General features: G+C 67.7%; 16 protein-coding genes and 1 tRNA gene. 8 read left to right on the forward strand and 9 right to left on the reverse strand.

Translation table 11 applies throughout. The features are described 5' to 3' along the window. The first annotated feature begins 83 nt into the window (after positions 1–83). The 3 genes from tilS to N7590_RS18020 are packed head-to-tail and all read left to right on the forward strand — an operon-like array spanning position 84 to position 2,535. On the forward strand, positions 84–1,370 hold the full coding sequence (tilS, locus tag N7590_RS18010) for a tRNA lysidine(34) synthetase TilS (RefSeq protein WP_239544370.1): 1,287 nt from the start codon (positions 84–86) through the stop codon (positions 1,368–1,370). A 36-nt stretch (positions 1,371–1,406) separates the two neighbouring features. Further along, entirely contained in the window at positions 1,407–1,667 is a 261-nt protein-coding gene (locus N7590_RS18015) for an exodeoxyribonuclease VII small subunit (protein WP_010482975.1), read from the forward strand. Next, complete coding sequence (locus tag N7590_RS18020; RefSeq protein WP_164242022.1) at positions 1,657–2,535, forward strand: farnesyl diphosphate synthase; 879 nt, start codon at positions 1,657–1,659, stop codon at positions 2,533–2,535. The genes N7590_RS18015 and N7590_RS18020 overlap by 11 nt, the downstream gene beginning before the upstream one ends. 94 nt (positions 2,536–2,629) lie before the next feature. On the opposite strand, the gene N7590_RS18025 is transcribed toward N7590_RS18020, so the two are convergent. Further along, positions 2,630–3,001, reverse strand: coding sequence for a DUF4870 domain-containing protein (locus N7590_RS18025; protein WP_053511457.1), 372 nt, complete (start codon positions 2,999–3,001; stop codon positions 2,630–2,632). An 87-nt stretch (positions 3,002–3,088) separates the two neighbouring features. Continuing rightward, positions 3,089–4,456, reverse strand: coding sequence for a metalloprotease PmbA (gene pmbA / locus N7590_RS18030; RefSeq protein ID WP_279935773.1), 1,368 nt, complete (start codon positions 4,454–4,456; stop codon positions 3,089–3,091). Between the two features lie 68 nt (positions 4,457–4,524). Here pmbA and yjgA point away from each other — a divergent pair, with 68 nt between their 5' ends. Then, positions 4,525–5,112 (forward strand): ribosome biogenesis factor YjgA, encoded by a 588-nt coding sequence (gene yjgA / locus N7590_RS18035; protein ID WP_164242018.1) that lies wholly within the window; start codon positions 4,525–4,527, stop codon positions 5,110–5,112. A gap of 41 nt (positions 5,113–5,153) precedes the next feature. On the opposite strand, the gene tldD is transcribed toward yjgA, so the two are convergent. From tldD to N7590_RS18055, 4 genes are read right to left on the reverse strand one after another with little or no spacing between them, the layout of a single operon-like run. Beyond that, the gene (gene tldD, locus N7590_RS18040; protein WP_164242012.1) at positions 5,154–6,599 is read right to left on the reverse strand and encodes a metalloprotease TldD; all 1,446 of its coding nucleotides are present in this window, start codon (positions 6,597–6,599) and stop codon (positions 5,154–5,156) included. A 60-nt stretch (positions 6,600–6,659) separates the two neighbouring features. Next, positions 6,660–10,499, reverse strand: coding sequence for a YhdP family protein (locus N7590_RS18045; RefSeq protein WP_164242011.1), 3,840 nt, complete (start codon positions 10,497–10,499; stop codon positions 6,660–6,662). A 30-nt stretch (positions 10,500–10,529) separates the two neighbouring features. Beyond that, the gene (gene rng, locus N7590_RS18050) at positions 10,530–12,017 is read right to left on the reverse strand and encodes a ribonuclease G (protein WP_008264487.1); all 1,488 of its coding nucleotides are present in this window, start codon (positions 12,015–12,017) and stop codon (positions 10,530–10,532) included. Then, positions 12,010–12,618, reverse strand: coding sequence for a Maf family nucleotide pyrophosphatase (locus N7590_RS18055; protein ID WP_053511454.1), 609 nt, complete (start codon positions 12,616–12,618; stop codon positions 12,010–12,012). Before N7590_RS18055 ends, rng begins: the two co-directional genes overlap by 8 nt. A gap of 131 nt (positions 12,619–12,749) precedes the next feature. Between N7590_RS18055 and N7590_RS18060 the strand changes: the two genes are divergently transcribed. The 4 genes from N7590_RS18060 to N7590_RS18075 all read left to right on the forward strand — a co-directional run bounded on the left by N7590_RS18060 (position 12,750) and on the right by N7590_RS18075 (position 18,919). Then, entirely contained in the window at positions 12,750–13,487 is a 738-nt protein-coding gene (locus tag N7590_RS18060; RefSeq protein WP_133935249.1) for an SIMPL domain-containing protein, read from the forward strand. Between the two features lie 218 nt (positions 13,488–13,705). Then, complete coding sequence (locus N7590_RS18065; RefSeq protein ID WP_164242009.1) at positions 13,706–14,365, forward strand: energy transducer TonB; 660 nt, start codon at positions 13,706–13,708, stop codon at positions 14,363–14,365. 199 nt (positions 14,366–14,564) lie between these two features. Next, complete coding sequence (locus N7590_RS18070; protein WP_164242007.1) at positions 14,565–17,360, forward strand: TonB-dependent receptor; 2,796 nt, start codon at positions 14,565–14,567, stop codon at positions 17,358–17,360. A 137-nt stretch (positions 17,361–17,497) separates the two neighbouring features. Further along, positions 17,498–18,919, forward strand: a complete 1,422-nt coding sequence (locus N7590_RS18075; RefSeq protein ID WP_053511450.1) for a basic amino acid/polyamine antiporter — start codon at positions 17,498–17,500, stop codon at positions 18,917–18,919. 20 nt (positions 18,920–18,939) lie between these two features. Here N7590_RS18075 and N7590_RS18080 read toward each other — a convergent pair whose 3' ends face one another. The 3 genes from N7590_RS18080 to rlmH form a co-directional block, all read right to left on the reverse strand. Next, the gene (locus N7590_RS18080; RefSeq protein WP_204275128.1) at positions 18,940–19,914 is read right to left on the reverse strand and encodes an alpha/beta hydrolase; all 975 of its coding nucleotides are present in this window, start codon (positions 19,912–19,914) and stop codon (positions 18,940–18,942) included. Between the two features lie 132 nt (positions 19,915–20,046). Further along, positions 20,047–20,123: transfer RNA gene (locus tag N7590_RS18085), tRNA-Asn, on the reverse strand. A gap of 22 nt (positions 20,124–20,145) precedes the next feature. Then, positions 20,146–20,591: 23S rRNA (pseudouridine(1915)-N(3))-methyltransferase RlmH (rlmH, locus tag N7590_RS18090; RefSeq protein WP_279935774.1), on the reverse strand; the 446-nt coding region annotated here is incomplete at its 5' end.

Consider the following 20,591-nt stretch of genomic DNA (forward strand, 5'->3'; position numbering starts at 1 on the left):
GCTGTTGCTGTTGCTGTTGCTGTTGCTCTGGATCGTAGCGGGTGCAGGGCGCAGCCCTGCCGGGCAACCCTATACTTGCGGCCGTGACTGCCTTCCCTGCCCTTGTTCCGCTGGATGCGCCGCTGCTGGTCGGCTACAGCGGCGGTGTCGACTCGACCGTGCTGCTGCACTGGCTGTGCCGCTGCGCACAGGCCTCCGGCACTCCGCTGCGTGCGGTGCACGTGCACCATGGCCTGCAGTCCGCGGCCGACGACTGGGTGCGGCACTGCCAGCAGCAGTGCACAGCGCTGGGCATCGACCTGGCCGTGCACCACGTAAGAATCGATAACACCGCAGGCCTGGGCCTCGAAGGCGCAGCGCGGCAGGCACGGCGCGGGGCGTTCGCCGCCGAGTTGCGCGACGGCGAAACATTGGCGCTGGCCCAGCACCAGGACGACCAGGCCGAGACCTTCCTGCTGCGCGCCCTGCGCGGTTCCGGCGTCGATGGCCTTGCAGCGATGTCCGCACACAGTCACTTTGGTGGACACGCCCTGTGGCGACCATTGCTTCAGGTCCCGCGCGATGCACTGCTGGACTACGCGCACCAGCATGCACTGCACTGGATCGAAGATCCCAGCAATGGCGACGATCATGCTGACCGCAATTTCCTGCGCCTGCAGGTGCTGCCGCTGCTGCGCCAGCGCTGGCCACATGCGGCCGCGGCGCTGGCCGGCAGCGCCGCGCATTGCGGGCAGACCCGTGAACTGCTTGATGAAGAAGACGCCGAGCTGATCGCGCATCTGGAGGTGGCACCGCGCGTGCTGTCGCTGCAGCTGCTACGGCAGATTTCACCCGGCCGCGCCGCACGCGTGCTGCGTGGCTGGGTGCTGGCCCACGGTGCAGCCCCCTTGCCGGCCACGGTGTTGCAGCAGGCACTGGCCGAACTGCTTCCCGCCGACAACGACCGCCAGGCGCGCGTGGGGTGGCACGATCACGTGATCCAGCAATGGCGGGACCATGCGTACCTGCTACCCGCGACGCTTCCCGTGCTGCCACGCGACTGGCAGGCCGAATGGGATGGACGCGCGCCCTTGCCGCTGCCCGATGGCGGCCAGCTGCGCCTGCAGGGCGCGGCGGCCTTCGAACGCACGCTGCAGGTTCGCGCACGCGTGGGTGGTGAGCGCATCCAGCTGCCCGGACGCCAGCATTCGCATGCCCTGAAGGACTGCCTGCAACGGGAACACCTCGCGCCCTGGCGACGCGCGCAGCTGCCGCTGATCTTCGATGGCCCGCAGTTGCTGGCCGCCGCCGACGTGGTCATCGCAGCACCTTTGCAGGCCTGGTTGCAGGCCCATGGGGCGCAACTGCAGTGGCGCCCGGGCGGCTGGTGAATTGACCCCCGCGCGCGGCCCGTCCACACTTGTCGCATGGCCAAGAAGTCCCCCGAAAACGCCTCCCCGGTCGCCCAGTTCGAGCAGTCGCTCGAGTCGCTGGAGCAGCTGGTGGAGCAGATGGAAACCGGCGAGCTGAGCCTGGAAGCTTCGCTCAGTGCATACGAACGTGGCGTTGGCCTGTACCGCCAGTGCCAGCAGGCGCTGGAGCAGGCCGAACTGCGCGTGCGCCTGCTCAGCGATCCGGCCCAGCCGGAAGCAGCCGAGCCGTTCGACCCGCCCAGCCATGACGGCTGAGGCCCTGTTCGCGCGCTGGCGCGACCGTATTGAAAGCGAGCTCGACGCCGCACTGCCCTCGCCTGCCGAGGCACCGCAGGGCCTGCACCAGGCCATGCGCTATTCAGTGCTGGGCGGCGGCAAGCGCATGCGCCCGTTGCTGGTGTATGCCAGCGGCCACCTGTTCGGTGCGCAGCCGGAAGCGCTGGACGCCGCCGCGATGGCGGTCGAACTGATCCACGCCTATTCACTGGTGCATGACGATCTGCCGGCGATGGACGATGACGCCCTGCGTCGTGGCAAGCCGACCACGCATATCGCATTTGACGAAGCCACGGCGATCCTCGCCGGCGACGCACTGCAGGCCCGTGCCTTCGGCCTGCTGGCCGATGCACCGCTGCCGGCCACATTGCGCGTGGCCTGCCTGCAGACGCTGGCCCACGCCTCCGGCGCCGCCGGCATGTGCGGCGGCCAGGCCCTGGACATCGACGCCACCGGCCAGCAGCAGACACTGGCGGCTCTCACCCGCATGCATGCCCTGAAGACCGGGGCGCTGATCCGCGCCGCGGTGCGCATGGGTGCGCTATGTGGTCAGGCCCACGAACCGCAGTTGGCCCAGCTCGACAGCTTCGCCGATGCACTCGGCCTGGCGTTCCAGGTGCGTGACGACATCCTCGATGTCGAGGCCAGTTCCGAGCAGCTGGGCAAGACTGCCGGCAAGGACCAGGCACAGGACAAGAGCACCTTCCCCGCCCTGCTTGGCATGGACGGTGCGAAGGCCCAGCTGCGCGAACTCGCCACGCGCATGCAGTCGATCCTGGCCGGCCATGGCGAGGAAGCCGATGCGTTGCGCGCGCTGGCGACGCTGGCGGTGGAACGGGATCACTGATCGCGGCCACCGGTCGTGGCCTGGCGCTACCCGCGCGCTGCAAACAGAAACGCCCGGCATGGCCGGGCGTTTCCATATCCACGCGCAGCCGTACTTACTTGATCAGGCGCAGTGCGAACGGATAGCGGTAGGCTTCGCCGTTGTTGGCCTTGACCGCGGCGATGATGCAGAACACCAGGTTCAGGATGCCGACGATCGGGGCCAGGATGCCGCCGATGATCACGATGGTCAGCACGATGCAGATCAGCATCGCGATGGTGATGGTGATCTGGAAGTTCAGTGCTTCCTTGGCCTGGTCGGTCACGAAGGCCTTGCCGGCGTCATCCTTGTTGATCAGCCAGATGATCAGCGGGCCGATGAACCAGGTGAAGATGCCCAGCAGGTGCGCGGCCAGGGCCATGGTGCGCTGGTCGGCCGGCGCGTCAGTGGTGGCCGGCGGCGGCGGGACGTTATCGAATTCACTCACGACAAAACTCCTTTTCATTGGGTGGTCTTGACCCACCAGCACCAAGCTGGTCGCGTCAGGCGCGCATAGCTTACGCCATCAATGCCATCAATCATTACCGGCAATGGTCATCCGTCCCAGCAGGATCGAACCGGTCCGGATGTGTGAGCGCGGGTCGACGTCGCTGCCGACCGCCTCGATGCTGCTGAACATCTCGCGCAGGTTGCCGGCGATGGTGATGCCGTCCACCGGGTACTGGATCTCGCCGTTCTCGACGCGGAAGCCACCGGCACCACGCGAGTAGTCACCGGTCACCCCGTTCACGCCCTGTCCCATCAGCTCGGTCACCAGCAGCCCGTCGCCCATCTGGCGCGCGATCTCCTGCAGCGAGCCGGCGTTGGCGGCCAGCTGCAGGTTGTGCACGCCACCGGCGTTAGCGGTGGTCTGCAGGCCCAGCTTGCGCGCCGAATAGCTGCCCAGCACGTAGCGCTGCAGCACCCCGTCGCTGACCAGGGCCGACGCACGGGTCGCCACGCCGTCACCGTCGAAGGCGGCCGAGCGCAGCCCACGGCGCAGGTGCGGCAGTTCCTCGATCTGCATCCACTCCGGGAACAGCCGCTGGCCGACACTGTCCAGCAGGAAGCTGGCCTGCCGGTACAGGGCGCCGCCGGATACCGCCGACAGCAGGTGGCCGACCAGGCTGCGGGCCGCTTCCGGGGCGAACAGCACCGGCATGCTGCCGGTCGGCAGCGAACGCGGCTGCAGGCGGGCCACGGTACGCTCGGCGGCGCGGCGGCCCACGCTGTCGGCCGCCTCCAGGTCCTCGCGGGCCAGGCCGCCGGTGTACCAGCCATCACGTTGCATGCCATCGCCAGTGCCAGCGATCAGGGCGCAGCCAACCGAATGGTGGGTTCCGCGCTCGCGGCCGATGAAGCCATGCGAATTGGCATAGACCGATACGCTCTGCATGCTCGACACCGAGGCACCGTCGGAATTGCTGATGCGTGCATCGGCCCCGCGACCGGCCTGCTCGCAGGCCAGGGCCAGGTCCACCGCCTCGTCAGCCTGCAGCGCCCAGGGGTGCCAGCTGTCCAGGTCGGGGAAGTCGCGGGCCATCAGCGCCGCCTCGGCAAGCCCGGCAGCCGGGTCGGCCTCGGTGTGCCGGGCGATCGCGCAGGCCTGCTCGACCGTGGCCGCCAGGCTGGCCTCGTTCAGGTCGCCGGTGCTGGCACTGCCCTTGCGCTTGCCGAAATAGACCGTCACCGCGATGCCGCGGTCGCGGGTGGACTGCACGGTCTCGACCTCGCCGAGGCGGACATTGACCTCCAGGCCGCGGTCCTCGCTGCAGCTGACCTCGGCCTGGCTGGCGCCCAGCGCGCGGGCGCGGTCGAGCAACTGCTGGGAAAGGTCGGCCAGCCGTTCCAGCCGGGCCGGGCTGTCGTCGCCGACGGCCACTTCAGGGGCGATCACGTTCAATGCTTTATCCTGTACAGGTTGGGCCCGGCATCACGCCGGGCGACTTTTTTTGAGATCAGGTAGGGACGATGCGCGGACGCGACGAAGAAACCGGTGAATTCCACGACAAGAGCCGCAGCCAGAACCGGCGCGACGCGCTCGACGTGCTGGCCCTGGGCGAGAAGCTGGTGTCGCTGACCCCGGCCCAGCTGGCGCGCCTGCCGATTCCGGAAGACCTGCTGCCGCATATCGCCGAGTGCAAGCGCATCACCGCCCATATCGCCCACAAGCGCCAGCTGGCGTTCCTGGCCAAGCACATGCGTCGCGAAGAGGACGCCACGCTGGATGCGATCCGCGATGCGCTGGACGCGAACAGCGAAACCGGCCGCCGCGAAGTGGCGATGATGCACCGCGTGGAAGACTGGCGCGACCGCCTGCTGGCCGACGGCGACAAGGCGCTGGCCGCACTGCTCAACGATTACCCGCAGGCCGACCGCCAGCAGCTGCGCACGCTGGTGCGCAATGCACAGGCCGAGAAAGCGAAGAACAAGCCGCCGCGCGCCTACCGCGAGATCTTCCAGGTGCTGCGCGGCCTGATGCTGCCAGCGGCGCTTGGCCTCAAGGCCGCGGCCGATGAGGCCGACGACGTCGAGGCCGGCGAAGCCGACGAGGACTGAGTCCTCCCCGGCGTGGGCGGTGGCACTGGCCATCGCCCGGCTCAGGCCTGGGTACCGCCGACGGTGATGCCCTCGATCAACAACGAAGGCTGGCCGACCCCCACGGGCACACTCTGCCCATCCTTGCCGCAGATGCCCACGCCTTCGTCGAGGGCCAGGTCGTTGCCGACCATGCGCACCTTCTGCATGGTTTCCGGGCCATTGCCGATCAGGGTCGCGCCCTTCACCGGCGTGGTGATCCGGCCATCCTCGATCAGGTAGGCCTCGGTGGCCGAGAACACATACTTGCCACTGGTGATGTCGACCTGGCCGCCGCCGAAGTTGACCGCGTACAGGCCCTTCTTCACCGAGCGGATCATTTCCTGCGGGTCATGCTGGCCGGCACGCATGTAGGTGTTGGTCATGCGTGGCATGGTCAGGTGCGCGAACGATTCGCGGCGCCCGTTGCCGGTCGGTGCCACGCCCATCAGGCGGGCATTGAGGCTGTCCTGCATGTAGCCGACCAGGATGCCGTCCTCGATCAGCGTGGTGCACTGGCTGGGGTGGCCTTCGTCGTCGATGTTCAACGACCCGCGGCGGCCATCCAGCGTGCCGTCGTCGACGATGGTCACGCCCGGCGCCGCAACGCGTTCACCGATGCGGCCGGCGTAGACGCTGGTGCCCTTGCGGTTGAAGTCGCCTTCCAGGCCATGACCCACGGCTTCGTGCAGCAGCACGCCGGGCCAGCCCGGGCCGAGCACCACCGGCATCACGCCGGCCGGCGCCGGTACCGCCTCAAGGTTCACCAGCGCCTGACGCAGCGCCTCAAGCGCGAACGCTTCAGGCCGGCCGTCGGCGAACAGTTCCGCATAGCCATAGCGGCCACCGCCACCGGCATAGCCGGACTCGCGGCGGCCGTTGTGCTCGACGATCACCTGCACGTTCAGGCGCACCAGCGGGCGCACGTCGGCGCCCAGCACGCCGTCGCTGCGCGCGATCAGCACGGTATCCACGCCGCCGGACAGGCTGACCATCACCTGCTTCACGCGAGGGTCCGCGGCACGCAGATAGCCGTCCAGGCGCTTGAGCACCTCGACCTTGGCCTCGTTGCCGATACCGTCGATCGGGTCCAGCGCCGGGTACAACGCACGCGCGTTGCCACGCAGCAGCGAGCGCCCGGACTGCGCGCCGCCTTCGCGCGAGATCGCGCGTGCCGACTGCGCCGCTACCCGCAGCGCATCGGCATGGATGTCATCGGAATAGGCAAAGCCGGTCTTCTCGCCGGAAATCGCCCGCACGCCCACGCCCTGCTCGATGGAATGGGCACCGTCCTTGACGATGCCGTCCTCCACGCTCCAGCTCTCGCGGCGGGCGTGCTGGAAGTAGAGGTCGCCAAAGTCGACACCGGGGCCGAGCAGCTGGCCGAAGGTGCGCTCCAGGCCAGCGGTATCCAGGCCACCGGGGCGCAGCAGGCGGTCTTGGGCAAGCGTCAGGGCGATATCAGTCATGGCTCTCGATCTGGGGGTGCGGGGGCGCCGAGGCAAGCCCGGTGAACAGGAAAGCCACGCTCAGCGCGAGCGTGGCAGGTCGGTGACGGTCGGCGGAATGCCGGGGGCCGGAGCGGGCGGCGCCTTCTCGCGGCTGCGTTCGATCACTTCCACCTTCGGCTCCTTCCATGGGCCGGTCACCTTGTAGGTACGGGCGCCGATCTCGCCCAACGGTTTGGACAATACCGCATTGGTGGCCGCGCCGAGTGCCGCGCCCACCGGCCCCCCCGCCACCGCGCCGACCACGGTCAGCAGATTGCCGGCGCGTGGGTTGACGTCGATGGTCTGGTCGAACTGCTGGTTGCGCAGGTCGGCCTGGCCGCGGATGGTGATGTTCGCCGCGGGGCCTTCGATCAGCACCTTGTCGGTGCGGGCCATGCCCTGGCCGAACTGCACGCTGCCGTCGACCTGGTTGAACGCGAAGCCCTTGGAGAAGAAGTCGCGGAAGTCGAACATCAGGCGCCGTGGCAACTGGGTGACGCTGAGCAGGCCGAGCACGCGGCCGGCGCCGGGCTCCAGCTCCAGCAGCTGGCCATTGCGTGCGTGCAGGTCGAGCCGGCCCTGCAGTTGGGCCAGCTGGAAGTCCGAGGGACCGCCACTCCACGAGGCCTGCAGCTGCGCCTGCCCGGAACCGCCACGCAGCTGGCCGCCGTAATCGAGGTTCTGCATCAGGCCGCCCAGGTCTTCACTGCGTACCTGCGCGGTCAGTTCGGTACGGGCGCCACCGGTACGACCCAACCAGCGGCCGTTGATGTCGATCTGCTGGTCCGGCGCGCGGAAGCGCAGCTCGTCCACGTTCAGGCCATTGGCCAGCGGGCGCGTGCGCAGCACCGCCTGCCCCAGCACCACTTTGCCGAACTTCAGGTCGGCGATGTCCAGCGCGAACGGCGGCAGCTTGGCCGGGTCCATGTCGTTGGCACCGGCCTGCACCCGCGCCGCAGGCGCACCCGGCGCCACCGGCAGCGACTGCCAGTGCACGCGGTCCAGCTGGCCACTGATGGTGCCGCCCTCGGCATTGGGCACGCTCAGGCGACCTGCCAGCGAAGGTCCGTCCAGGCGCACGTCCAGCGCCTGCGCGCCCGGCTGCAGCTGCAGGCGGGTCTGTTCGAAAACGCCACCGATCAGCATCAGCTTGCCGACCTGCACATCCACCGCACGCAGCGGCATGCCGTCATCATCACCGCCTCCGCGCGCGAGGCTGATCCATTCCAGCGCATCCAGGGTCGGGCTGCGACCGTTGACGGCCAGCCCGCTCGGCGGTGGCTCGCGATCGACATGATCGCTGCCCAGGGTGACCTGCACGCCGGTGCGGTTGTTGTGGCTGCGCGCAGCCAGCGCCAGGCGCTGGCCAAAGGCCACGTCGATGCGACCGGCCCCCATCGGCAACTGCGCGGCCACCGTGGTCGCCAGCGGTTCGCCGGCCGGCTTGTCCAGCGGCGCAGGCAGGTCCAGGCGGGTCCCCACCAGATCCGAACTCAGCCGCAGTTCGCTGGGCGGCGCAGGCGCGCCCGGTGCAACCTTGGGCAGGTTGACCGCGATGGTCCACGGCGAGGTTCCTGCGATGTACGGCTTGAGCCATGCCATTTCCGGCGCGCGGTCGATCAGCACACCCGCATCAAGGTTGGCCGACAGCAGCGATTCAAACGCCAGCTTGCTGTCGCGCACGTAGCTGCCGGCACGCAGGCTCAGGCGACCGTCCTGGCCGAGGTGGCGCACCGCCAGTTCCTCGGCACCGAAACCGCCGTTGCCGTAGCGGGCCTGCCCATGCATGTTGTCGAAGGTCAGCTGGAAGCGCTTGTCGACCAGCTTCACACCGTCGAGGTCGACCGTGCCCTGCAGATGGCCGCCGCCTTCATCCAGGTGCAGCGGCTGCAGCAGGTCGAAGGTCACATGCGCCGGGCCTGCCGCGGTCAGGTTGTCGAGCGTGTCGCCATAGTCCTTGTGCAAGGGACTCTGCCGCAGCATCGCCAGCAGCCTGCCGGCCTCGCTCTGGGTGTCGGCGCGCACGTACAGCGGCTGCTGGCCGAAATCCGGAATGCCCGCCTCGAACGTCTGCACCGCCACACCGGCCAGGTCGCCGCGCCCGTGCATGTCGAAGCCGGGGCCGATGAAGGCGATATCGGCGTCGACCTGGCTCATCAGGGGCCAGTCGTGCTGGAAACGGATGTCACCATTGGTGATGTGGCCGGTGGCCTCGAAGCGGCCATCGTTGTTGTCGAACGGCCAGTCGTCCAGGTCGCCGCTGACCAGGCCGACACCGTTGCGCACCTGGCCACCGGCCAGTGCCATGTCGAGCCAGTCGGTGGCGCCCTTGCTCATCCTGGAATGGATCCAGAAACGCTTGGCCGCGGTCATCGGCACGTCGTCCAGCTTGGCCGCCAGCTGCAGCCACGGCCGGGTGCCATCACCCTGGAACCAGACACCACCGCGCACGTCGGCGGCATAGTCGGTGCCTTCCACGCGCATCGCCGCGGTGCCGATGCGCCAGCCGCCCGCTTCGTCTCGCCAGCCCACCACCTGTCCTGCCAGGTGCAGGTCATGGCGCACGCCGAATCCGGTCGGCCAATCGAACTGCAGCTGCTGGCGTGGCTGCAGCTGCAGGCTGAAACCATCGGCATCGCCCTCGAAACGGCCCCCCAGGCCGCGCAGGCCCGGCGAATGGCCCACGCTGGCAAAGCCCAGCGATTTCAGTTCACCCTGCGCCCACAGCGGGCCATCACGCTGGCCGGACAGCTGCAGCTCACGCACATCCAGTTGCGGCCGGGACAGGAACAGCCAGTGGCGCAGGCCGGGGTCGAGGCGATCACTCAGCGCCAGCGCGCGCAGCGCGGTGCCGGCCTGCACGTCGCCGGAACTCACCCGCAGCTGCCTGCCGACCTGCAGCTGCAGGCCGTCAAGCTGTTGCTCGCCGTCTTCGGTCTTCAGGCGCAGGCGCGGCACCTGCAGGGCCCAGCCTTCGGCCTGGCGCTGCCAGCGCAGGCGTGCCTGCAGGCGCTGCAGCTTCAGGTACGGAGCTGCCAGGTCGGGCATCGGAGCACCATCGATGCGGACGTCGCGCAGGTCCGAATCGGTGGTCAGCGCAACGGGGGCGAAATCACGCAGGGTCAGCCACAGGTTCAGCTCGCCCTTGCCTTCTCGCAGGCGGACGCCGCCGGCTGCAAGCAGCGGCGACCAGGCATGGAAATCAACAGGATCGGCGCCCAGCCAGGCCTGGCCGTTGCCGCGCATGCGGTCCACATCCAGCACCGCGGTCAGTGGCAGTGCGTCGGCCTGAGCCCAGGCACGCACGCCCACGCGCAGGCGGTCGCCGTTGACGCGCAGGCGCAGGTCGATGCGCGGCAGCGTGGTATCGATGCCCAGATCCGGCGCGTGCACGCCGAGGCGGCCCTCGACCACCTGCAGTTCGCCCAGCCGGCGCAGCGCATCCAGCGGGTCACCGCCATTGGTTGACTGCGGCAGGCCGCGCACCGACCAGCGGCCGTCCTCACCCTGCTGCAGGTCCAGCGCCAGCCCACGCAGGCGCAACTCGGTCAGCGAACGGCCCGGCAGCAGCCCGCTGTACATCGACACCAGCACTTCCGCCTCGCCGATCGCCAGGCCCTGGCCGGCGCCGATGCGCAGGCCCTTCAGCTGCAGCAGCGGGCCACGGCGGGTCCACGCAGTCTGCAGCTGGTCGAAACGCACCGGCTGGCCGGCACGCTCGCTCAGCCACGCAGCAATCCTGTCGGGATGGCGCTCGGCCAGCGGCAGCAGCTGGCTGATGCTGCCCACCAGCAAGGCAAGCCCGACCAGGCCCACCGCACACGCGGCAATGAAATGACGGCGGATCCTTCGCAGTCGCAGGCGCGGCGGCGCGCTCATCGGCCGCCGCCGGCCTGCGGCCGGCGAGGATCAGAGCAGAACGACATCGAATTGCTCCTGCAGGTACTGCTCGTCCGCCTGGAAGCGGATGCTCTTGCCGAGGAACTCCTCCAGCTCGGCCACCGCCGAGGATTCCTCGTCGGTGATGCGCGCGACCACCTTGGTCGAAGCGATCACCAGCAGGCGCGCAGCATCGAACTGGCGCACCGCGCGGGTGATCTCACGGAAGATCTCGTAGGTCACCGTTTCGGTGGTCTTGATGCTGCCGCGGCCACTGCACTGCGGGCAGGTTTCCGACAGCTGGCGCTCCAGGCTCTCGACCGTGCGCTTGCGCGTCATCTCCACCAGGCCAAGCGGCGAGAAGTCGTAGACGGTGGTCTTGGCATGGTCGCGGGCCAACGCCTTTTCCAGCGTGCGCAGCACCTGGCGGCGATGCTCGGCATCGTCCATGTCGATGAAGTCGATGATGATGATGCCGCCCAGGTTGCGCAGCCGCAGCTGCCGCGCCACCGCCTGTGCGGCCTCCAGGTTGGTGCGGAACACCGTCTCTTCCAGGTTGCGCTGGCCGAGGAACGAACCGGTGTTGACGTCGATGGTGGTCATCGCCTCGGTCTGGTCGATCACCAGGTAGCCACCCGATTTCAGCGGCACCTGCTTGTCCAGCGCGCGGCCGATCTCATCCTCCACCCCGAACATGTCGAAGATCGGGCGGTCACCGGAATACAGCTCCAGCTTTTCGGCCAGCACCGGCATGTACTTGGCAACGAAGGCCTGCAGCTGGCCGAAGGTCTCCTTCGAATCGACCTTCACCTTGTCCACGTCCTTGCGGATCAGGTCGCGCACAGAACGCAGCGGCAGGCTCAGGTCTTCATAGATGATGCTGCAGGAGGCGGCTTCGCGGCCGCGGCGCTCGACCACGTTCCATACCCGCGACAGGTAGGCGATGTCCTCGGCGATGGCCTCGGCCGGCTGGCCCTCCGCATTGGTCCGCACGATGTAGCCGTAACCGCCGTGTTGTGCCGACAGCTCGGTCACCAGCGCCTTCAGGCGTGCGCGCTCGGTCTCGTCCTCGATGCGGGCCGACACGCCCACCACCTTGGACTGTGGCAGCAGCACCATGTAGCGCGAGGGAATGCTGATCTGCGTGGTCAGGCGCGCGCCCTTGGTGCCGATCGGATCCTTCACCACCTGCACCACGATGTCCTGGCCGTCGCGCAGCAGTTCGACGATCGGCACACTGGCCGGCGGCGGCAGGGTGGTGTTCTCGGTATCGGCGCTGGCCACCGGGGCCGGGCGCACCACATCGTTGGCGTGCAGGAACGCGGCGCGCTCCAGCCCGACCTCGACGAAAGCGGCCTGCATGCCGGGCATGACCCGCTGCACCTTGCCCTTGTAGATGTTGCCGACCACACCCCGGCGCCAGCCGCGCTCGATGTGCAGTTCCTGCAGCATGCCGTTTTCGATCACCGCGACCCGGGTTTCGCGCGGGGTCACATTGACCAGGATTTCCTCAGACATCTGCAGCCTCCCTGGCGGCATCGGCAATGGGGGCCGGCACGCCGCAGCGCGCCAGCAAACGATCAGTGTGCAGCAACGGCAGCCCCATCACGCCGGAGTAGCTGCCGGACAGGTGCTCGATCCAGCGTTCGGCGCCGCCCTGGATGGCGTAGGCACCGGCCTTGTCCAACGGTTCGCCGGTAGCCACGTAGGCGGCGATGTCGGTGGCGTCGATCGGCGCGAAGGTCACCTCGGAGATGACCAGCTCACTGTCCAGCCCTTGCGCGCCAACAACCACTACGGCGGTCATCACCTGGTGGGTGCGCCCTGCCAGGCGCGCCAGCATCGCCCGCGCATCGGCGGCATCGACCGGCTTGCCGAACACTTCACCGTCCAGCACCACTTCGGTGTCCGAACCGAGCACCCGCGCCTGCGGGTCATCGGCCAGCACCCGGGCCAGCCCGGCGCGCGCCTTGTCGGCGGCGACCCGGCAGACATAGTGTTCGGCACTTTCAGCCGCGGCGCGCTGCTCGACGACCTCCAGGTCCAGGGCCTGGAAGGGGCGTCCGAGTCGGGCCAGCAACTGGTTGCGTCGGGGGGAGCGGGAAGCAAGATAGAGCATCGGCACAGCATAACCTGAGGCCGCCACCTGAATCGTCGGCAACCCGTTCCGGAACGCGTTCAACCCCGAATAGGCTCACAGCGCGTTCATCGCTACGACACCACCCTCACCGGCACAACAAGGAGTTCTCCATGCGCCTGACCGCCACCCCGCTGCTGCTCGCCCTGTCCCTCGCCCTTGGAACCTCGATGACCGCCCATGCTGCCCCGCCGTCGCCGTCGATCGCCGCCCCCGCGGAAGGCACCCTGCTGAACATCTCGTCCAACGCCGAGGCCACCCGCGTACCGGACGTGGCCACCCTGTCGGCCGGCGTGGTTACCCAGGCCGCCGATGGCAACAGCGCCATGCGCCAGAACGCCCAGCAGATGGACAAGGTTTTGGCCGCCATCAAGGCCGCCGGCATTGCCGAGCGCGACGTGCAGACCAGCGGTGTCAGCCTCAACCCGCAGTACCGCTATGCCGACAATGAAGCACCGAAGATCACCGGCTACCAGGCCAGCAACACGGTCAGCCTGAAGGTGCGCGACATCGCCAAGCTCGGCAAGGTGCTGGACGCACTGGCGGCGCAGGGTGCCAACCAGATCAACGGCCCCAGCTTCGAGATCGACCAGCCCGAACCGGTGTATGACGAAGCCCGCCTGGCGGCGCTGAAGAAGGCCCAGGCCCGTGCCCAGACCTACGCGAAGTCGCTGGGCCTGCAGGTGCGCCGCATCGTCAGCATCTCCGAGAACGCCGGTGGCGGTTACCGCCCGATGCCGATGATGCGTGCCATGGCCGCCGGGGCGGCGATGGACAAGGCCACCCCGGTCGCGCCGGGTGAATCGACCGTGTCGGTCAACCTGGACGTGGTGTTCGAACTGGGCCGCTGATCGCCGCCGCCCGTGCCGAACCAGGCGGGCCCCGAACGGGGCCCGCTTTTTTTTGATGCCTGCTGCCGGGGCTGGCTGAAGGCAAGCCCAACGATCCAGCCCGTGCCTCTAGGCAGTGGCCGCCATGCCGCGCTACTGATGCACTGCCAGCCGCGTGCGGCAACCCCGCCACGGGCCCTGGTGCGTTGAGGACTTCGTCACTGGCATGGAGGTGGACCATGGTTCGTACGTATCCCGTTGCATCCCCGCACTTCGACCCCGCCCGCGTTGCCGCCTGGAGCGCGGCCATCGCCCTGCATCTGCTCGCGTTCCTGTTGTTGCTGATTCCGGCCACCTATCAGGCCATCACCACACTGCCGCGCGACACCACCACGGTGCGGCTGATTCCGAGGGAACTGCCCAAGCCGCTGCCGCCGCCGCCCAAGTACGTGGAGCCACAGCACGTGGACGTCGTGCCGAAGCAGCAGAGCGTGCCGAAGGAAACAACGCCGTTGCCAACGCCGACCGCCACGCTGGAGGAGGCGCAGGGCATCGTCACGCCCGCCGCCGAATCGACACCGGTGCAGTCGGCCCCGAGCATCGACCGTTCGACGCCGTTGGCCGGTGCCCAGTTGCAATACCGCAGCGCCCCACCGCCGTCCTACCCGGTGCCGGCACTGCGCAACCACGAGCAGGGCACGGTGCTGCTGCGGGTGGAGGTCGACAGCAGCGGCCAACCGGTCGCGGTCAGCATCGAGCGCAGCAGCGGCTCGCGCAGCCTGGACCAGGCCGCTCGCCAGCAGGTGCTCAAGCGCTGGCGCTTCGAGCCCGCACAGCGTGATGGCATAGCGGTACCGGCCATCGGCCTGGTACCGGTGCAGTTCTCGCTGCCGGACTGAAGCTTTCAGGGCCGGCCCGGCAACCTTCCGGGCCGGCCTTCACGCGCGAAAGGACAGACTCGGCAAAGTCCGCGATCAAGCGTTACGAATTAAGCAAAATTTCACTACTTCGTCACCTGTCGGAAACCTAGATTGATCCGTCCCGGGCAGTACCGGAGACAGCCCTCAACGCTACGGTTTTCCAGTTAGGAGAGAAGCTGTGAAACACCTGATCCAACGGCCCGCCAGCCGCCGCCGCTGCACCCTGGCATCGTCCATCACCCACGTCCTTGCCGGCGGCACCCTGCTGCTGGTGGGCACCATGGCTTCCACCTCCGCTTTCGCGCAGGAAAAGGCCACCAACCTCGACCGCATCACGGTCACCGGTTCGAACATCCCGCGTACCAACACCGAAACACCGTCCCCGGTGCAGGTGGTGACCCGCCAGGAAATCGACCGCACCGGCAAGACCTCGCTGGCCGAGTACCTGCAGACCATCACCGCCGATGGCGCCGGCTCGATTCCCAAGACTTTTGGCAACGGCTTTGCCGGCGGTGGCGCGGGCATCTCGCTGCGCGGCCTGGGCGCCGGCTCGACGCTGGTACTGTTGAATGGCCGTCGCATGGCGACCTATGGCCTGGCCGATGACGGCCAGAAGGTCTTCACCGACCTGAGCACCATCCCGCTCGACGCCGTTGAACGCGTGGAAGTGCTGAAGGACGGCGCCTCGGCGATCTATGGCTCCGATGCCATCGCCGGCGTGGTCAACATCATCCTGCGCAGCGACTTCCAGGGCGTCATCCTGCGTGGCTCCTACGGCCTGTCCGGTGACAGCGACGGCGACGCCAAGAAGGCGACCCTGACCGCCGGTACCGGCGATCTGGCCACCGATGGCTGGAATGCGTTCTTCAGCCTGGACGTCGGCAAGACCGATGCGATCAAGCTGAGCGACCGCAAGAACCGCAAGTGGATCGGTACCGGCGACACCCGCCCGTGGGGCTATGACAAGACCGCGCAGTTCCTTGGGGGTGCCTACACCCGTGGCGGCACCTCAGGTGGCGCAGGCCCGAACGGTTCCTACCTCGATCCGACCGGCCACCTGGTGCCGCTGCCCGGCTGCACCGGCCTGACCACCATCGGTGGCCAGACCCCGGCCAGCATCGCCGCCGACGGCTGCCTGTGGGATCCGGCACAGCAGTACCGCGACCTGATTCCGGAAGAGAAGTACGTCAACGTGTTCGGCCGTGCCAGCTTCGCCTTCGGTGAAGGCGGCGAGATCTACACCGAGATCGGCTACTCGAAGAAGGAAACCATCTTCAGCAACACCCCGTCCGGCGTGTCGGGCGGCTGGGGCTATCCGGGCGGCCCGGTCAATGCCAACTCCGGCCCTGGCGCCACCGTGCTGGGCCCGAACCACCCGGACAACCCGACCCCGGGTACGCCGGTCCGCGTGCGCTACTCGGCCTGGGATGTCGGCCCGCGCGTGACCGACAACACCAACGAGTTCAACCGCTTCCTGGTCGGCATCAAGGGCAACTGGGGCGACTGGAGCTACGACACCGCCTACCTGCACTCAGGCACCGACCTGACCAACGAGCGCACCGGCTTCCTGCGCTACAGCGCCGTGCAGTGCGCACTGGGCAATGCGAACTGCGCCGGTGGCGTGTGGCGCATCGGTGACGATGCGGGCAAGAATTCACAGGCGTTGTACGACTACATCTCGCCGAAGATCAGCGCGCGTGCCAAGTCGAGCCTGGACATGTTCGACTTCACCGTGTCGCGCAGCCTGATGGACCTCAAGGGTGGCCCGCTGGGCCTGGCGATCGGTACCGAGTGGCGCAAGACCAGCAACAGCCTGACCCCGCAGACCTACACCGACCAGGGCGACATCATCGGCCTGGGCTATTCGGCCTATGACGGCACCCAGAACGTCTACGCCGGCTACGTCGAACTGTCCGCACCGGTACTGGAGCAGCTGGAACTGTCCGGCGCGCTGCGTTACGACAAGTACGAGAGCGGTGAAGGCAAGGCCACGCCGAAGCTGGGCGTGAAGTGGACCCCGGCCGACTGGATCGCCCTGCGCGCCAGCTACGCCGAAGGCTTCCGCGCGCCTAACCCGGCCGAGAACGGCGATGGTGGCCTGGCCGCCTTCTCCTCCGCGGTCGATCCGGTGCGTTGCCAGATCAGTGGCGGCGCAGCGAGCGAGTGCGGTGCCAATTCGGTGGCGATCATCACCAAGCCGAACAAGCTGCTGAAGCCGGAAGAGTCCAAGAGCTACTCGATCGGCCTGGTGCTGCAGCCGACCTCGACCACCTCGATGACCATCGACGCATGGCAGATCAAGCGCACCAACGAGATCGTCCAGGGCAACACCGACGACGCCATCCTTGCCGGCAACGTGCTGCGTGACAGCAATGACCTCAATGGCGTGGCCAACAGTGGCACCATCCTGGCGGTCAACACCGGCTACGTGAATGCCAGTTCCTCGCGCGTGCGCGGTATCGACACCGACATCCGCCAGACCTTCGAGATCGGCCCGGGCCAGCTGGAGCTGGACCTGCAGTGGAGCCACATCCTGAAGTTCGAACGTACCGAAGGCGGCAAGACGGTCGATTATGTGGGCACCCACGGCAATTGCGATGTCACCAACTGCATCGGTACGCCGAAGGACAAGGTCAACTTCGGCACCACCTGGAAGCAGGGCCCGTGGAGCGTCAGCGGCATCGTCAACTACATCAGCAAGATGGACAACACGGGCAGTCGTGGCGGCAGCTACCTGGCCTTCTACGCTGACGAAACGCCGGTGACCAAGATCTCTTCGTTCACCACAATGGATCTGTCGGGCCGCTGGAGCATCAACGATTCGTTCGAACTCAATGCCTCGGTGGCCAACGTGTTCGATCGCATCGCCCCGCTCGATCCGACCACCTACGGTGCGGTGAACTACAACCCGATGCACTTCTCCGGTGCGCTGGGCCGTTACTACACCGTCGGCTTCAAGTACACGTTCAAGTAACAGCGGAAAGCCGTTGCATGCAGTACCTTCGAAGGCCCGGGCACCTGCCCGGGCCTTCGTCTTCCTGGCCCTTGCAGGCGTGTTCACGGCCACGCGGCTACCGTGTCCACGCGGCATCACTGCCGCAGGGGATCTCCATGGCCGCAACATCGCAACGGCTGGGCCTGCCCGCGTTGACCGCACTGGTGGTCGGCTCGATGGTCGGTGCTGGCATCTTCTCCTTGCCACAGAACGTCGCGCGCAGCGCCGGCCCGGCCGCCGCACTGATCGGCTGGGCGGTGAGTGGCGCCGGCATGCTGATGCTGGCCTTCGTGTTCCAGGCGCTGGCCAACCGCCGGCCGGACCTGGATACCGGCATCTACGCGTATGCGCGCGAGGGCTTCGGCAACTACATCGGTTTCTCTGCGGCGTGGGGCTACTGGGTCGCCTCCGTGCTTGGCAACGCCAGCTTCTTCGTGCTGATCTTCAGTGGCCTCGGCCACTTCATGCCGGTCTTCGGTGAAGGCAACACGACGGCCGCGGTCGCAGCGTCGTCCGTGCTGCTGTGGACCGTGCATCTGCTGGTGCTGCGTGGCCTGCGCACCGCGGCCATCGTCAATGGCCTGGTGACCGTGGCCAAACTGCTGCCGATCGCGCTGTTCCTGGTGCTCGCGGCAGGCGCATTCCGCCTCGATGTGTTCCGCGCGGATTTCCTCGGCACGCCTGCACTCGGCGACCTCGGCCAGCAGCTGCGCGGCATGATGCTGGTCACCGTGTGGGTGTTCATCGGCATCGAGGGCGCCAGCATCTACTCGCGGCGTGCCGCCCGCCGCGCCGACGTCGGCCGCGCCACGGTGATCGGCTTCCTCGGTGTCTGGCTGCTGCTGGTACTGGTCAGCCTGCTGTCGATGGGCGTGCTGTCGCAGGCTGAACTGGCCGGGCTGCCCAATCCCTCGATGGCCTACGTGCTGCGTGCCATCGTCGGCGAGTGGGGCGCCACGGTGATCATCATCGGTTCGATCATTTCCGTACTCGGTGCGCTGCTGGCCTGGGTACTGCTGTGTGCCGAAGTGCTGTATGCCGCAGCGGGCGACGGCACCATGCCGGCGTTCCTGGGTCGCGAGAACGCACGCGGCGTGCCCGCCAACGCGCTCTGGTTGAGCAACGGCCTGATCCAGCTGTTCCTGCTGCTGGTGCTGGTCAATGCGGGCAGCTACACCGGGCTGGTGCTGCTGGCCGCGTCGATGAGCCTGGTGCCGTATTTCCTGTCCACCGCGTTCGGCGTGCAGCTGGCCTGGCGCGGGCACGCCTACGCAGGCGAGCCTGGCGTGCGCTGGCGCGATTTCGGCGTCGCACTGCTGGCCAGTGCCTATGCGCTGTGGCTGGTGTATGCCGGTGGCCTCGACAACCTGCTGCTGTCGGTACTGCTGTACGTACCCGGCGTGGTGTTGTTCGCGCTGACCCGGCGCCAGCGCGGCGAGCGGGTGTTCACGCGTTGGGAGTGGGTGCTGTTCGCTGCGATTCTGCTGGTGGCGATCACCACGCTGGTGGCGTTCTCGAAGGGCCAGCTGACGCTGTAGAGCCGAGCATGCGCCCGGCTCTACAACGGGCGTTCCGGCAACATGCCGATGTCCTGCATCCAGCGCTCGGCCAGGTGGGGCCATGCGGCGACCGGTGCATCCTGCCTGCGCAGGCCGAACGCATGGCCGCCGCGTGCGAACAGGTGCATTTCCACCGGCACGCCGGCATCGATCAAGGCACGGTAGTAGGCCAGCGATTCGCGCACGTCATCGGTACGGTCGTCGGTGGCCTGCGCGATGAACGTTGGCGGCACCTTGTCATCCACGACGATGTCCTTGACCAGCGACAGCCCCTTGCCGTGCCCTGCCCACAGGTGCCCGGAATACATGACCATCGCGAAATCGGGCCGGCTCGGCTGTGCATCGGCCGCATCGATCGGCGTGTAGCTGCGCCGCGCATGCGTGCTCAGGCCAGCCACCACATGGCCACCCGCGGAAAAGCCGATCACGCCGATGCGTTTCGGGTCGATCTTCCAGCGCGCGGCCTGCGCACGCAGCATTCCCATTGCACGCTGTGCATCCTGCAGCGCCATCGGCACCGATGGGTTGTCGCGGCAGTTGCAGTCGCGGTCCCAGTTCGGTCCCGACGCCGGCACGCGATACTTGAGCAACGCACAGGTGATGCCCTGCGTGGTCAGCCATTGGCAGATCTCGCTGCCTTCCAGATCCATCGCAAGCACGCGGTAGCCACCGCCCGGCACCACCATCACTGCAGCGCCGTTGCCTGGCTCCCTCGGCGGAAACACGGTGAGGGTCGGCACCGCCACGTTCTGCAGCATCATCCAGCGTTCGCCACTGGCTTCGGAAATCGCCTCACTGAGCTGCTCGGGTCCCTTCAGTTTCGGCGGCACCGCCGCCTTGCCATCCGGCCACAACGGCAGCTCCGTGGCGCCCTGCGGCGGGTGCCAGGTGGGAGGTTCAGCTTTCGCCGAGGCGAACGGCAGCACCACAAGCAGCAGCGAGCCCAGCAACAGGAGTGCGCGCACGATCAACATCCTTGGTCGATGACGCTGCATTGTAGAGTCGAGCTTGCTCGACTGTCGTGGCCGATCAACAGAGCCGTCGAGCGAGCTCGACTCTACCCGGCGCAAAAAAAACCTGCATCTCGCGATGCAGGTTTTTCAAAGTGGCGCCCGAAGTTGGACTCGAACCAACGACCCCCTGATTAACAGTCAAGTGCTCTAACCGGCTGAGCTATTCGGGCAGACGACTAGTATAACCACTCTTCACGCGCGATGGTAGGGGTGATTGGCAATCATCGCCGCAGCACGGTACAGCTGCTCGGCCACCACCAGCCGCACCAGCATGTGCGGCAGCGTCAGTGGCCCGATCGACCACTTCTCATCGGCCAATGCCGAGACTTCAGGCGAATGCCCTTCCGGGCCGCCGATCAGGAAGGCCAGGTCCCTGCCCTGCCCACGCCAATGTTCCAGGCGCTGCGCCAGCTGTTCGGAACTGAGCTGGCGACCCGGCACGTCGAGCGCGACCACGTACGCATTCTTCGGCAATGCAGCGATCACCCGCTTGCCTTCGTCTTCGGTGGCGCGGCGCGGATCGCGGCCCTTGCCACGCAGGCCAGGCTCGATTTCCACCAGCTCGAACGGCAGCCAGTGCGACAGCCGCTTCTGGTACTCGGCGAACCCCTGCGCGACCCAGCTGGGTGCGCGTTCAC

The organism is Stenotrophomonas sp. GD04024 (genome assembly GCF_029837545.1).
Lineage (GTDB): Bacteria > Pseudomonadota > Gammaproteobacteria > Xanthomonadales > Xanthomonadaceae > Stenotrophomonas > Stenotrophomonas forensis.